Source organism: Pseudomonas sp. 22189 (assembly GCF_052045635.1).
GTDB lineage: Bacteria > Pseudomonadota > Gammaproteobacteria > Pseudomonadales > Pseudomonadaceae > Aquipseudomonas > Aquipseudomonas parakoreensis.
This window is the reverse complement of sequence record NZ_JBQEPG010000018.1, coordinates 79,588-92,604: the sequence shown is the minus strand read 5'-3', so window position 1 is coordinate 92,604 and position 13,017 is coordinate 79,588. Positions and strand designations below refer to the sequence as shown.

9 protein-coding genes are annotated in these 13,017 nt (G+C 60.9%); all 9 read left to right on the top strand.

Annotated features, from left to right (window positions below):
* Positions 1–278: 278 nt before the first annotated feature.
* The 9 genes from ACTJKS_RS19545 (at position 279) to ACTJKS_RS19505 (ending at position 13,017) form a co-directional block, all read left to right on the top strand.
* On the top strand, positions 279–788 hold the full coding sequence (locus ACTJKS_RS19545; RefSeq protein WP_145598421.1) for a sigma-70 family RNA polymerase sigma factor: 510 nt from the start codon (positions 279–281) through the stop codon (positions 786–788).
* Positions 785–1,732 carry a FecR domain-containing protein gene (locus ACTJKS_RS19540; protein ID WP_262947937.1) on the top strand — a complete coding sequence of 316 codons (948 nt, stop codon included), beginning with the start codon at positions 785–787 and terminating at the stop codon, positions 1,730–1,732. Before ACTJKS_RS19545 ends, ACTJKS_RS19540 begins: the two co-directional genes overlap by 4 nt.
* 211 nt (positions 1,733–1,943) lie before the next feature.
* Positions 1,944–4,865: a TonB-dependent receptor gene (locus tag ACTJKS_RS19535; protein WP_262947936.1), complete on the top strand. Its 2,922-nt coding sequence runs from the start codon at positions 1,944–1,946 to the stop codon at positions 4,863–4,865.
* Positions 4,866–5,134: 269 nt separating this feature from the next.
* Positions 5,135–5,611, top strand: a complete 477-nt coding sequence (locus ACTJKS_RS19530; protein WP_198758870.1) for an MbcA/ParS/Xre antitoxin family protein — start codon at positions 5,135–5,137, stop codon at positions 5,609–5,611.
* Positions 5,608–6,111: an RES family NAD+ phosphorylase gene (locus tag ACTJKS_RS19525; protein WP_108182862.1), complete on the top strand. Its 504-nt coding sequence runs from the start codon at positions 5,608–5,610 to the stop codon at positions 6,109–6,111. The genes ACTJKS_RS19530 and ACTJKS_RS19525 overlap by 4 nt, the downstream gene beginning before the upstream one ends.
* A gap of 115 nt (positions 6,112–6,226) precedes the next feature.
* Positions 6,227–8,869: a TonB-dependent receptor gene (locus ACTJKS_RS19520; RefSeq protein WP_262947935.1), complete on the top strand. Its 2,643-nt coding sequence runs from the start codon at positions 6,227–6,229 to the stop codon at positions 8,867–8,869.
* 224 nt (positions 8,870–9,093) lie between these two features.
* Entirely contained in the window at positions 9,094–10,944 is a 1,851-nt protein-coding gene (locus tag ACTJKS_RS19515; RefSeq protein WP_262947934.1) for an extracellular solute-binding protein, read from the top strand.
* Entirely contained in the window at positions 10,931–11,995 is a 1,065-nt protein-coding gene (locus tag ACTJKS_RS19510; RefSeq protein ID WP_262947933.1) for a microcin C ABC transporter permease YejB, read from the top strand. Before ACTJKS_RS19515 ends, ACTJKS_RS19510 begins: the two co-directional genes overlap by 14 nt.
* Positions 11,995–13,017 (top strand): ABC transporter permease, encoded by a 1,023-nt coding sequence (locus ACTJKS_RS19505; RefSeq protein ID WP_041072706.1) that lies wholly within the window; start codon positions 11,995–11,997, stop codon positions 13,015–13,017. The genes ACTJKS_RS19510 and ACTJKS_RS19505 overlap by 1 nt, the downstream gene beginning before the upstream one ends.

Here is a 13,017-nt window from a genome sequence, read left to right as displayed (position 1 = left end):
GGGCTGCCGTGGGCTCCTGATGAGCCGTCCCTGGCATTCGATGGAGCGCGCAGATTAGTCAGTGCTGCAGCGCTGGCAACTGATCCGGGTCAACGTTGTGTGAGTCAATATTTCCCCGGCGAGCAAGTTCCTTATTCTCAAAGGTTTGACTGTCCTGATTTTTTATTACTTCAAATGTAAGCAGCGCTATTGCACAGTCGCGCCAGATCAGGAGTCGGACGATCCCGGCAGAACGATGGTTTTTCGCAGCGGGTGGGACCCGTTTCAGGGAGCAAGACATGGGTGATGTTCAAAATCCGCATGACCGGATGATTGGGCAAATGTTCCAAAAGGACTATCGCTGGCTGTGCGCTGCCGTTGGCCGCACGCTGGGTTGCCCGCACAGTGCACAGGACATCGCCTCGGAAACTTTTCTGCGGGTATTGACCCTGCCGGACCCGACCGCGATTCGTGAACCCAGGGCGTTGTTGACCACCATCGCCCGACGGCTGATGTATGAAGGCTGGCGTCGCCAGGACCTGGAACGCGCCTATCTGGAAAGCCTGGCCCTGGCGCCGGAACCGGTGCATCCATCGCCGGAGGAACGCGCGCTGGTGATCGAAGCGCTGTTGGCGGTCGATCGCCTGCTCAATGGCTTGTCGGCCAAGGCCAAAGCGGCGTTTCTCTACCATCAGCTCGACGGTTTGACCTACAGCGAAATCGGCGAACGGCTTGGGGTTTCCACCAGTCGGGTGCAGCAATACATGGTCGAGGCGTTCAAACGCTGCTATCAGGCGATGCAGGCATGAGGCCGGACGACGCGGTGATCGATGAGGCGGCGCAGTGGATGGCGCTGTTGCAGTCCGGTGATGCCAGCGCTGGCGAACGTGCGGCGTTCGACGCGTGGCGGGCAGCTGACCCGCGACATCAGCGGATCATCGAGCAAATGGGCGGTGGCCTGAACCTGCTGCGCCATCCGCACTTGCGCGGGCTGCCACGCAACAGTCTGTTGCACAGCCTGAATGCGCCGTCGAGTCGTCGGCGTTTTCTCAGTGGCAGCTTGAGCGTGCTCGGTGTCGCGGTGCTGGCCGGGTTGCTCGGGCGCCGCTATGGCTGGCTGCCGGAAGCGGGGGAGTTAGCGACCGGCACCGGCGAGCGACGCGATTTCACCCTGGAGGATGGCAGTGCGCTGAGCCTGAATGCGCGGACTCGGGTGGTGGCGCAATTCGATGCGACTCAACGCTTGCTGGCGTTACGCTCGGGTGAGTTGCTGGTGAACGTCGCCAAGGATCCCGCGCGGCCGTTCGTGGTCCAGACCGAACATGGGCGGATGCGGGCGCTGGGCACCAAATTTCTCGTGCAACAGGGCGACGATTTTACGCGGCTGGTGATGCTGCATTCGCAAGTCGAAGTGGTCACCGCTGGCGGTGCGCGGCAAGTGGTGGAGGCGGGGGAGAGTCTGCTGTTCAATGCTCAGGACATTCTGGCGCTTGAGCACAGCAACGGACAGGAAAGCGCCTGGGTGCAAGGTCGCCTGGAAGTGCGCGACCGACCACTGAGCGAGGTGATCGACAGCCTGCGCCGCTATCGTCGCGGCATTCTGCACCTGAGTCCCGAAGTGGCCGATCTGCGCCTGAGCGGCCTCTATCCGCTGGACGACAGTGACCGCACTTTGCAATTGCTGGAGCGTTCGCTGCCGATTCGCGTCACCTGGCACAACCCTTACTGGGTCAGCATCCAGCCTCGCCCTTAAGCCCACTGCAAACCCTGCAGGAGCTGCCGCAGGCTGCGATCCTTTGATCTTGAAAAAACAAAATCAAAAGATCGCAGCCTTCGGCGGCTCCTACGCAGAGGTGCGTTTATTCCGGTTATAGGTTTATGACTTCTTGGCCTAATCGCCGCCCTATAAAAAGCGCCGGCCCGCTGCTCATTCCCTGCAGACGCCTTCAACAGGGAAGCCCTTGATGATTTCATTCAAACAACAATTACCGCGCCTGACCCTCGCCGCCGCACTGGCGATGGGGCTGGGGCCGATCGCGGTGTATGCGCAGGATTCTGCGGCCCAGGTCTATACCTTCGACATCGCCAGCGGCCCGCTGGATGAGGTCTTGCTGGATATCTCGCGCCAGACCGGCGTACCGATTTCCTTCAGTCAGAATCTGGTGGAGGGCAAACGAAGCAGTGCCGTGCGCGGCGCGTTGGGCGGGCGTCAGGCGGTCGAGAAAGCGTTGCTCGGCAGTGGCCTGCATGTCGAGCAGAGTGCCCAGGGCCTGAGCGTGCGCGAAGGCGCGGCGAGTACGCCGGTAGCGGCCAAAGTCAGCGCCGCGGCCCCGGCCACCAGCGCCGATTACCGCATGGAAAAAGTCACCGTCACCGGCTCGCGAATCGCTCGTGCACAGAGCGATGGCGCGACCCCGGTCAACGTCATCACCCACGAAGAGATGGAAGCGCGCGGCTACAAGAACGTCTATGACGCCTTGGCGACGCAGACGCAAAACACTGGCATGACCCAGGGCGAGGACTACGGCAATACCTGGCAACCGGCGGCCAGCGCGATCAACCTGCGGGGCCTCGGCCCCAATCACACGCTGGTGCTGATCAACGGCCGGCGCGTCGCCGATTACCCGACGCCGTACGACGGCAAAGTCAACTTCACCAACCTGGCGAACATTCCTTCGGCAGTCATCGAACGCATCGAAATTCTCAGCAGCGGCGCTTCGGCGATCTACGGTTCGGACGCGATTGCCGGGGTGGTCAACATCATCCTCAAGAAGCAGATCAATGGCATCGACGTCAATCTCAAGGGCGGCACCAGCGAGCGTGGCGGTGGCGACAATCAGCGCCTGCAAATCAGCGGCGGCGGCAGTTGGGGCGACTTCGACGGCTTGTTCGGTCTCGAGCTGACCAACCGCGATCCGATCTGGGCCGATGATCGCGGCTTCATGCAAAGCGGCCCGCTGGCGGACGTCGGTTACCGCCGCGACCTGAGCAACAACCGCTACCTCGGCCCTGGTTGCGGTGCCTATCAAGGCACTTTCGACAACAAGCTGTTGAACAGCGGCGGACGCTGCCGCACCGATCAGATGTACAACGATTACTGGACCATTCAGACGCAAAAGGAAAACTACGACGGCTACACCCGTGGCACTTGGCATTTCAGCGACAGCGGTCAGGTGTTTGCCGATTTGATGTATGGCCTCGATCACATTCAGAACAACACCCGTGGCCCGACGTTTACTTCGCCGGACTTCATCAACCAGAACAGCGGCAATCTGGAGCGCTGGTATCGCCGTTACGGCGAAGAGGAAATCGGTGGCCGCACCAGCAACAACAGCAAGTGGACCGACACGTCGTGGACCGGCACCCTCGGCCTCTCGGACAAGATCGCCGACACCGGCTGGCGTTATGACCTGGCGGCCAACCGCTCGGAATATCGCAGCGTCAGAACCACGCGCTACACGCCGCTGTCCTCGATTCAGGATTTCTACCTCGGCCCGCAACTGGGCACGCGTGACGGTTACCCGCTGTTCGCCCCGGACGCCTCGCGGCTTGATCGTCCGCTGACGCCACAAGAGTGGGAGCAGTTTCGCAGCAACCTGACCCAGCGCAGCAAGTCGGTTTCCACCAGCTACAACGCCTCGATCAATGGCGATCTGTTTGACCTGCCGGCCGGCCCGGTCGGATTTGCCGGGGTGCTGGAAGCGGGCAAGCAGGAATATCGCGTCGACCCGGACGACGGTCTGAATGACGGCACTTTTTATGGCGTGAGCCCGGCGCAAAGCTCCGGCGGTTCGCGCAAGCGCTACGCCGCCGGTGGCGAGTTCAGCATTCCGGTGACCGACACCGTGCTGGCCACCGCCGCCGGGCGTTGGGACCAATACAAATTCAGCGGTCGCAGCGAGCAGCAGAAAACCTACAACCTCGGCCTGGAATGGCGCCCGATCACCAGTCTTTTGCTGCGCGGCAGTTACGGCACCAGTTTCCGCGCGCCGGATCTGAACTACATCTACCAGTCCGACAGCAACGGTTACTACCCGGCGCAGATCGACTACTACGGTTGCAGCCAGGGCGTGCAGGGCGCGTGTGATCGCGGACGGGTCGACTACACCCAGAGCGGCACCCCGGACCTTGAGTCCGAGCGCGGCAAATCCTGGACCTACGGTTTTGTCTGGTCGCCGTCGCGCAATTTCGATTTCTCCACCGATTTCTGGCGGGTCGAGATCGATGACCTGCTGACCACCGTCGACGAAAACCGCCTGTTGCAGCAAGAGAACGAATGCCGCAACGGCACCCAGGACATCAACTCGGCCAACTGCCAGTCGACCCTGGCGCGCATCGACCGCAATCCGGGCAATGCCGCCATCGATCCGAATCAGTTGCAACGGGTGCGGGTCAACGCGATCAACGCCGCCAGCGAGCGGGTCAGTGGTCTGGACTTCAAGAGCAATATTCGCTGGGGCGCCGGCCAGTACGGCGCGTTCAGCTCGGCGCTGGGCTATACCCTGGTGCTTTCGCATTTCTACAAGGAATCCGACGAGGCGCCGACTCAGGACTGGCGCACCTCACGCACCAACTACGACTGGCGCAGCAAGGTCAACGCCAGCCTGACCTGGGATTACCAGAAGGCCACGGCGACGCTGATGGGCATTCGTTACGGCTCGGTGACCAATGGCGCGGGCGACGGGCGTTTGTCGCCATGGACGGTGTTCAACGCCAGCGCCCGCTACAAACTCAACGACCGCGCCAGTGTCGGCCTGACCGTGAACAATGTGCTCAACCAGATCAAGCACGACGACTCCGCCGGCTGGCCGTATTACCCGACCGGCAACTACGACCCGTACGGGCGGCAGTGGTGGCTGGATGTGAGTTATCACTTCGGCAGTTGAGCACGTGGAATATGTGAGTAACGTCCTACGGAAACGGGGGAGTTTTTTGCAGAAACGGGGATATTTCCGACGACAATCTCAGGTTGGTCGTCGGAAGCGTGATCTATAGCATCGGAGCTGACATTGAAGTCGTAAACGGCTTGGACGCTCAGGCCTCTGATAACGGATGGATTATGCGAACTCCCCACCTCGAATACGAAACGCCTGCTTATTCCCATCGCCTTCACTGGCGCACCGATCGTGCCAGATGCCCCATGGAGGAGGTCACGATGCCCAGCGTCAAGGTACCCCGGCTGACGGGGGTGAAGAGGGCCGAGGGCAGACCTGTCGACTTGCTCGTGAATGGCCGGAACATAGGTGACGATGCCTTTCTGATCGTTGACCTGACCGACGAAGGTTTTGAGCTGAACGATGTCGTCAACATGCTTTCAACCTCTGAGCTTTATCTGCAAGGCGACATGGTCAAACGCATCACCGGCAAGTCGGTCAGCACCGTACGCCGATTACTGAAGGAAGGTAAAACGGTACGGCTTGACCCGCAGCAGAGCGTCGTCGCCTACCAATATGCCTTGGTGCTGGAAAAGGCCACTCGCGCCTTCGGGAGGCAGTCACGGGCCGAGGCGTGGCTGCGCAAGCCCAGCACCTACCTGAACGGTCGCGTCCCCGCGGAGTTTATTCGGCACTCACTGGGGTTTCAGATGGTGGAGCAGTATCTGGGGCAGCTGATATACGGGGTTTACACATGAATCCCTTGCCCTGGGACGAGCACTGGTATGCCTGGCGGCTGGATCCCGAGGTTTATGGCGGGACTTGGGACAGCGGGATGGGTTCAAATCTCAATGGTGGCCGATGGAACAAACCCGGACGACGAGTCGTTTATGCATCGGTCGATCCGTCGTCGGCCATTCTGGAGGTGGCAGCCAATCACAGCTTTGATGCGCTGGACAGTGAACCCTATGTACTCACGTGTTTTGAGGTCATCAACGAAGCAAAAGTGAAAATAGTGCAGCCTGAGGAAGTGCCGAATCCTTACTGGTTGAGCCCCGCCAAACCTTCACCCAATCAACAACTGTTTGCCGATTCGTTATTGGCAGAACATCCGTTTGTACTGATCCCCTCGGCGGCAACCCGCCATTCGTGGAATTTGCTGGTGAGCTGCGAATTGGCGGAGGGCCAGTTCAGGATGGTTTCTCAGGAGCGGTTTGGGCTGGATACCCGGTTGCTGAGGGAGATGGAACTGGTTTGATACACAGCTGGTTTTTTTGCATAACCTCATCACCCAACGGTCTAAATCGGGCTCTATAAAACCCTGCTGTCCATTGCACATCCCTGCATAAACCAAAACGCAGGGATGGCTGTTCATGATCCATTTTTCACCCGTTAGATCCCGTTTGAGCCTGGCCTTGCTGCTGGCGATCAATACCTTGCCGGCAGTTGCTGCCGACGAACCCACGACCCAGCTGCAACGGGTCGAAGTCACCGGCACCGCGATTCGCCGGGTCGATGCGGAAACCGCGGTGCCGGTCACCATTCTGCGAGTTGAAGAATTGCGCGAGCAGGGCGTGAGCACCACAGAAGAACTGGTGAGCCGGATTTCCGCCAACCAGTCCTCGGTCGGCTCCGGCCGCTCAGTGGGTTCGAGCAGCGGCGGGGCGTCGTATGCCGATTTGCGTGGCATCGGCCCGAACAAGACGCTGGTGCTGCTCAATGGCCGGCGCCTGAGCAACAACGCGACCAACGCGATCAATGGGTCCGGGGTTGACCTGAACACTATTCCGTTCGCCGCCATTGATCGCGTCGAAGTGCTACGTGACGGCGCTTCGGCGTTGTACGGCACCGATGCGATCGGAGGGGTGATCAACTTCATCACCAAGACCAGCCTCACCGAAGGCCAGCTCAGCACCAACTACGACACGCCGACTCATGCCGGCGGTGGTGAAAGTCGTAACTTCAGTGGCAGCTGGGGCTTTGGCGATTTGCAGAATGACCGCTTCAACGTGTTCGGTGTGGTCAGTTACGACAAGCAGCAACGCCTGGCTGCCGAGGATCGTGGCTACACCTACAACTATCAGCCCGGACGCGGTCTCGATTACACCTCCGGCACCGCATCGCCGGCGAACTGGAGTCAGGGCAGCAACGCCACCAACCCGTTGGCCGGTTCCGGTTGCAACGCGCCAGGATTGCTGGCGCGCAACGGCATCTGCCGCCAGAGCCTGTGGAACTACCTCGATCTGGTACCGGAAACCGAGAAGACCTCGGCTTTCGCCAAAGCCACCGGCAAGCTTGCGGACGATCACAATGTCAGCCTCGAATATTTCTGGGCGCGCAACGAAAACCGTACGCAGATCGGCCCTGGCACCTTGATGGGCAATCAGGTCAATCCCGGCACGACGTTCTATCCCGGTAACGGCATTACCCCCGGCCCCAGCGTTTTCGCCCTCGACCCGACGCAACCGGTGGATGTGAACTGGCGCGAAACCGCCGTCGGCGCGCGTCAGCATGAAGACGACAACACCGGCCAGCGTTTGCTGTTGAGCTTCGATGGCAGCGTGGTTGGGTGGGACTACAACGTCGGCGCGTCGTACAACCAGAACAAAGTGGTGAATGCCATTGAGGCCGGGTACGTCAACGACCGCGCCGTCAGTGCCGGTATCGCCAATGGCATCATCAATCCGTTTGGCGCGCAGACCGCTGCCGGGCAGGCGTTGCTGGCAGCCAATGCAGTGGACGGTGATTACTCGACGGCGGTCGGTCGGGTGAAGGCCATTGACGGGCGTGTCAGCCGCGAGATTGGCGATTGGTTCGGCGCCGGCCCGTCGGCGCTGGCGCTGGGTGGCGAATACCGCAAGGAAGATTTCCATCAGGACTTCGCCCAGTTCGCCGCCGATGTGCAGAGCCTGGGTGTCGATCCGAATGCCAGCGTCGCCGGGGATCGCAGCGTCTCGGCGCAATACGCCGAGGTCAACGTGCCAGTGCTCGACAGCCTGGAATTGTCCGCCGCCGTGCGCCACGACAAGTACAGCGACTTCGGCAGCACCACCAACCCGAAGTACTCGTTCCGCTTCCAGCCGTTCAAGCAACTGGTGGTGCGTGGCGCCTACAGCGAGGGTTTCCGCGCGCCGTCGCTTTACGAGTTGTACAACCCGAACTTCACCACGTTCACCGTCGCCAACTACAACGACCCACGGCTGTGTGCCGGTGGCAATCCGAGCAACGGCGGCATCGCCAACCGCGACTGCGCCCAACAGTTTTACAGCCGCACCGGTGGCAATACTGACCTGAGCCCGGAAACCGCGCGCAACGTCACCCTCGGTTTCGTCTATCAGCCGTTCGAGCGCCTGAGCACCGGGCTGGACTTCTGGTGGATCAACATCGCCAACCAGATCGCCGAGTTCCCCGAGTCAGCGGTGTTCGAGAACCCGGAGCTGTACCCGGATCGCCTGGTACGCAAGCCTGACGGCTCCATCGATCACATCGTCACGGGGCTGGCCAACCTCGGCAAGATCAAGACCAATGGCGTCGACGTCAGCTTCGATTACCGCCTGCCGAGCACCCCGTACGGCAACTTCGGCATCGGTCTGCAAGGCACCTATGTCAGCCGCTACGAGTACCAGCAGCAGCTCAAGGGCGATTACATCGACAAGCTCGGCGATTTTCGTGGCGGCGACTTTTCCTCGGCCGGCGCCGTGGCTCGTTGGCGCCACAGCCTGACCGGCAGCTGGAACTACGGCCCCTACGGGGTGGCGCTGACCAACCGCTACACCAGCGGTTACCACGACTCCGACCGTGAGACTCACGATTACGTCGGCTCGTACAACGTCTGGGACCTGGCCGGCACCTACACCTGGCGCAAAACCCTGAGTGTGACCCTCGGTGCGAAGAACCTGTTCGACCGCGAACCACCGTTCAGCAACCAGACCTACACCTTCCAGAGCGGCTACGACCCGAAGTACGGCGACCCGTTCGGGCGGACGTTGTACACGCGGGTCAATTACAAGTTCTGAGAATGCCCAGGGGTGGCAGGTTTTAGTCACTTATTGATCTAAGCCTGCCCTATAAAAATCGCCGGCCTGTTGCACATCACAGGTAGGCAGAAGGTTTGGTGATTGTTAGGGCGTCATTGCTGGCAAGCCAGCTCCCACAGGGATTTGTGAATATCGCAAAACGTGTGGGAGCTGGCTTGCCAGCGATGAGGCCATAAACAGCGCCGTGCAAAAAGGATCTGCCAATGTTCTCCAGGCTCATTCTGTTCAGCGCTTTTGCGCTGCTAAGCCCATTCAATTGGGCCGCTCCACAACCCGCGTTGACGGTCTACGGCGAAGCCCCCAAATACGCCCCGGACTTCCAGCACCTGGCTTACACCAATCCCGACGCTCCCAAGGGCGGGTCACTGCGCCGCTCCTCGCTGGAAAGCGGCCCGTTCGATCACCTGATTCCGTACATCGACAAAGGCACGGGCGTTGCCGACATCGACGGCTGGCTCTACGCGCCCCTGGCCTATCGCAGCAAGGACGAACCCTACAGCGTCTACGGCCTGGTGGCGCAGCAGATGGAACTGGATGCAGATCGCCGCTGGTTGCGCTTTTACCTCAATCCCAAGGCCCGGTTCGACGACGGCACGCCAATCACTGCCGAAGACGTGCGCTACACCTTCGAGCTGTTCACCACTCTGGGCAGCCTCAAATACCGCCAACAGTTTCGTGACGTCGCCGACGTCGTGGTGGAGTCGCCGACGCAAGTGCGCTTCAACTTCAAGAACAACGACAGCCGCACCTTGCCACTGGATCTGGCGACATTGCCGGTGCTGCCCGAACACTGGTGGCGCACGCGTGACTTCGCCGAGGGCGCCGGTTTCGAGATCCCGCCGGGCAGCGGCCCGTACCGCATCAGCGCGGTGGATGCCGGGCGCAGCGTGAAATTTCAGCGCGTTGCCGACTGGTGGGCCAAGGACCTGCCGATCACGTGCGGCCTGTATAACTTCGATCACTTGAGTGTGGAGTTCTTCGCCGACACCGATGTTTCACGGCAAGTGCTCAAGGCTGGCGGCTTCGACTACAACCGCGAATTTTCCGCAACCAGTTACACCATCGGCTATGCCGGGGCCGCGCTGGAACAGGGCAAATTGCTTCGCGAACATCTGGCGCCAGGTGCCGCGCAAGGTTCGCAGGGTTTCGTGTTCAACTTGCAAAAGCCGCTGTTTCAGGATCGCCGGGTGCGGCAGGCGATCGCCATGCTCTGGGATTTCGAATGGAGCAACCGGCAAATGATGCGCAGCATGTACTTGCGTCAGCGCAGTTACTTCTCGCACAGCGCATTGGCGGCCACCGAGTTGCCGGACGCCGAAGAACTGAAAATCCTTGAACCGTGGCGCGGCAAGATCCCCGACGAGGTGTTCACGCAAGTCTTCGAAGCGCCGAAAACCGACGGCAGCGGCAACATTCGCGCCGAGCAGTTACAGGCCCTGAAACTGCTCGAAGCCGCCGGCTGGAAACCCCGTGGCGATCAGTTGGTGAATGCCAAAGGCGAGCCGCTGCAGTTCACCTTTCTCAACGGTCAGAAGGGTTTTGAACGGCTGCTGCTGCCGTTCAAGCGCAACCTGGCGCAGATCGGTGTCGGCTTCGATATTCGCCAGGTCGACACCGCGCAATACACCAATCGCGTGCGCAATCGCGACTACGACATGATCGTCGTGGGTTACCCGGTGAGTCAGGCGCCGGGGCGAGAGATGTTCAATTACTTCGGCTCCGACGGCGCCGACGATCCCGGCTCGAATAACTACATGGTGCTGCGTGATCCGGCGGTCGATGCCTTGCTCGAAGGGCTGGTGCAGGCCGACAACCGCGAAAGCCTGCTGCGCCATGCCCACGCTCTGGATCGGGTGTTGCAGTGGGGTTACTACTGGATTCCCAATTACTACCCGCCGGGAATTTCCACGGTGTGGTGGAACCGTTTTGGCCGCCCGGCGACAGCGCCGCTGTATGACGCCGGGCTCGATACCTGGTGGGAAATCAGCCCGACCGCGCTGACCGCCACGCAGATGCAGCAACAGCAAAAGGAGTACGCCCATGTGGGGTTATAGCCTGCGGCGTCTGCTGCTGATCGTGCCGACCTTGCTCGCCATTCTGCTGGTCAATTTCGTGATCGTGCAGGCCGCGCCGGGTGGCCCGGTGGAACAAGCCATCGCGCGCTTGCAGGGCATCGGAGTCGGCGCAGCGGTGGGCGGCGGTCATGTCGAAACCATTGGCGGCGAATCCCGCGCGACCCGAGGCCTGGACCCGAAACTGGTGGCCGACATCGAGCGTCAGTACGGCTTCGATAAACCGGCCGGTGAGCGCCTGTGGCTGATGCTCAAAAGCTACGCGCACCTGGATTTCGGTCAGAGCTTTTTCCGTGGTGCCAGCGTCACCGAACTGATCTGGCAGAAGCTGCCAGTGACCTTGTCGCTGGGCTTGTGGGCGACGTTGATCACCTATCTGGTGTCGATTCCGCTGGGCATCCGCAAAGCGGTGCACAACGGTTCGGCGTTCGATGTCTGGAGCAGCGTGGCGATCATCATCGGCTACGCAATGCCGGGCTTTCTGTTCGCGCTGCTGCTGATCATCGTGTTTGCCGGTGGCAGCGCGCTGGACTGGTTTCCGGTGCGCGGACTGGTCTCGGACAACTTCGCCGAGTTGTCGCCGTGGGGCAAGGTTGCCGATTACTTCTGGCATCTGGTGCTGCCGGTCACCGCGCTGGGGATCGGCGGATTCGCCACGCTGACCATCCTCACCAAAAACAGCTTTCTCAACGAAATCTCGCGCCTGTACGTGGTGACGGCTCGGGCCAAGGGCCTGAGCCAGCGTCAGGTGTTATACGGCCACGTGTTCCGCAACGCGATGTTGCTGGTGGTCGCGGGGCTGCCCCAAGCGCTGGTAACGGTATTTTTCGGCGGCTCGTTGCTGATCGAAGTGATCTTCTCCCTCGATGGCCTCGGCCGTCTCAGTTACGAGGCGGCGGTGTCGCGTGACTACCCGGTGGTGTTCGGTTCGTTGTTCATCTTTACCCTGTTCGGCCTGCTGATAAAACTGCTCGGCGACCTGTGCTACACGCTGGTCGACCCGCGCATCGACTTCACCGCGAGGACTGCCTGATGCTGACCTTATCTCCCATCGGACAGCGGCGCTGGGCGCGGTTCAAGGCGCATCGGCGTGGCTGGTGGTCGTTGTGGCTGTTTTTGCTGTTGTTCGGTCTGAGCCTGGGCGGCGAGCTGATCGCCAACGATAAACCGCTGCTGGTCGAGTATCAGGGCCAATGGTATTTCCCGGCGTTCAAGCGCTACACCGAGCAGGATTTTGCCGGCGAACTGCCGTTCCAGCCGGACTATCGCAGCGCGCAGGTGCGGCAACTGATCGAAGAGCAGGGCGGACGGATGTGGTTTGCGCCGATCCCGTTCGGTTTCGATACGGTGAATTACGACCTGAGCGAGCCGGCACCGAGCCCGCCGAGCGCCGAGAACTGGCTGGGCACCGACGATCAGGCGCGGGATGTGCTCGCGCGAGTGATCTTCGGCACGCGGGTGTCGTTGCTGTTTGCCTTGGCGCTGACCGCTGCCAGTGCGCTGATCGGCATCGCTGCCGGCGCCTTGCAAGGCTATTACGGCGGTTGGGTCGATCTGCTTGGGCAGCGGTTGCTGGAGGTATGGTCGGGGCTGCCGGTGTTGTACCTGTTGATCATTCTGTCCGGATTTGTCGAGCCGAATTTCTGGTGGCTGCTGGGAATCATGGCGCTGTTTTCCTGGCTGAGTCTGGTGGATGTGGTGCGCGCCGAGTTTCTGCGCAGCCGCGGTCTGGAATACGTGAAAGCCGCGCGGGCGTTGGGCGTTGGCGATGTGCAGGTGATCTGTCGGCACATCCTGCCCAATGCGATGAGCGCGACCCTGACCTATCTGCCGTTCATTCTCACCGGAGCGATTGCCACGCTGTCGGCACTGGATTTTCTCGGTTTCGGCATGCCCGCCGGCAGCGCTTCGCTGGGCGAATTGATCGGTCAGGGCAAGAGCAATCTGCAAGCGCCGTGGTTGGGGCTGACGGCGTTTTTTGCCCTGGCGCTGATTCTTTCTCTGTTGGTGTTCATCGGTGAGGCTTGCCGAGATGCTTATGATCCAAGGACTTGA

Coding starts and splice junctions, on each gene's coding strand:
- ACTJKS_RS19545 (WP_145598421.1), top strand. CDS start 279: ATGGGTGATGTTCAAAATCCGCATGACCGGATGATTGGGCAAATGTTC.
- ACTJKS_RS19540 (WP_262947937.1), top strand. CDS start 785: ATGAGGCCGGACGACGCGGTGATCGATGAGGCGGCGCAGTGGATGGCG.
- ACTJKS_RS19535 (WP_262947936.1), top strand. CDS start 1,944: ATGATTTCATTCAAACAACAATTACCGCGCCTGACCCTCGCCGCCGCA.
- ACTJKS_RS19530 (WP_198758870.1), top strand. CDS start 5,135: ATGCCCAGCGTCAAGGTACCCCGGCTGACGGGGGTGAAGAGGGCCGAG.
- ACTJKS_RS19525 (WP_108182862.1), top strand. CDS start 5,608: ATGAATCCCTTGCCCTGGGACGAGCACTGGTATGCCTGGCGGCTGGAT.
- ACTJKS_RS19520 (WP_262947935.1), top strand. CDS start 6,227: ATGATCCATTTTTCACCCGTTAGATCCCGTTTGAGCCTGGCCTTGCTG.
- ACTJKS_RS19515 (WP_262947934.1), top strand. CDS start 9,094: ATGTTCTCCAGGCTCATTCTGTTCAGCGCTTTTGCGCTGCTAAGCCCA.
- ACTJKS_RS19510 (WP_262947933.1), top strand. CDS start 10,931: ATGTGGGGTTATAGCCTGCGGCGTCTGCTGCTGATCGTGCCGACCTTG.
- ACTJKS_RS19505 (WP_041072706.1), top strand. CDS start 11,995: ATGCTGACCTTATCTCCCATCGGACAGCGGCGCTGGGCGCGGTTCAAG.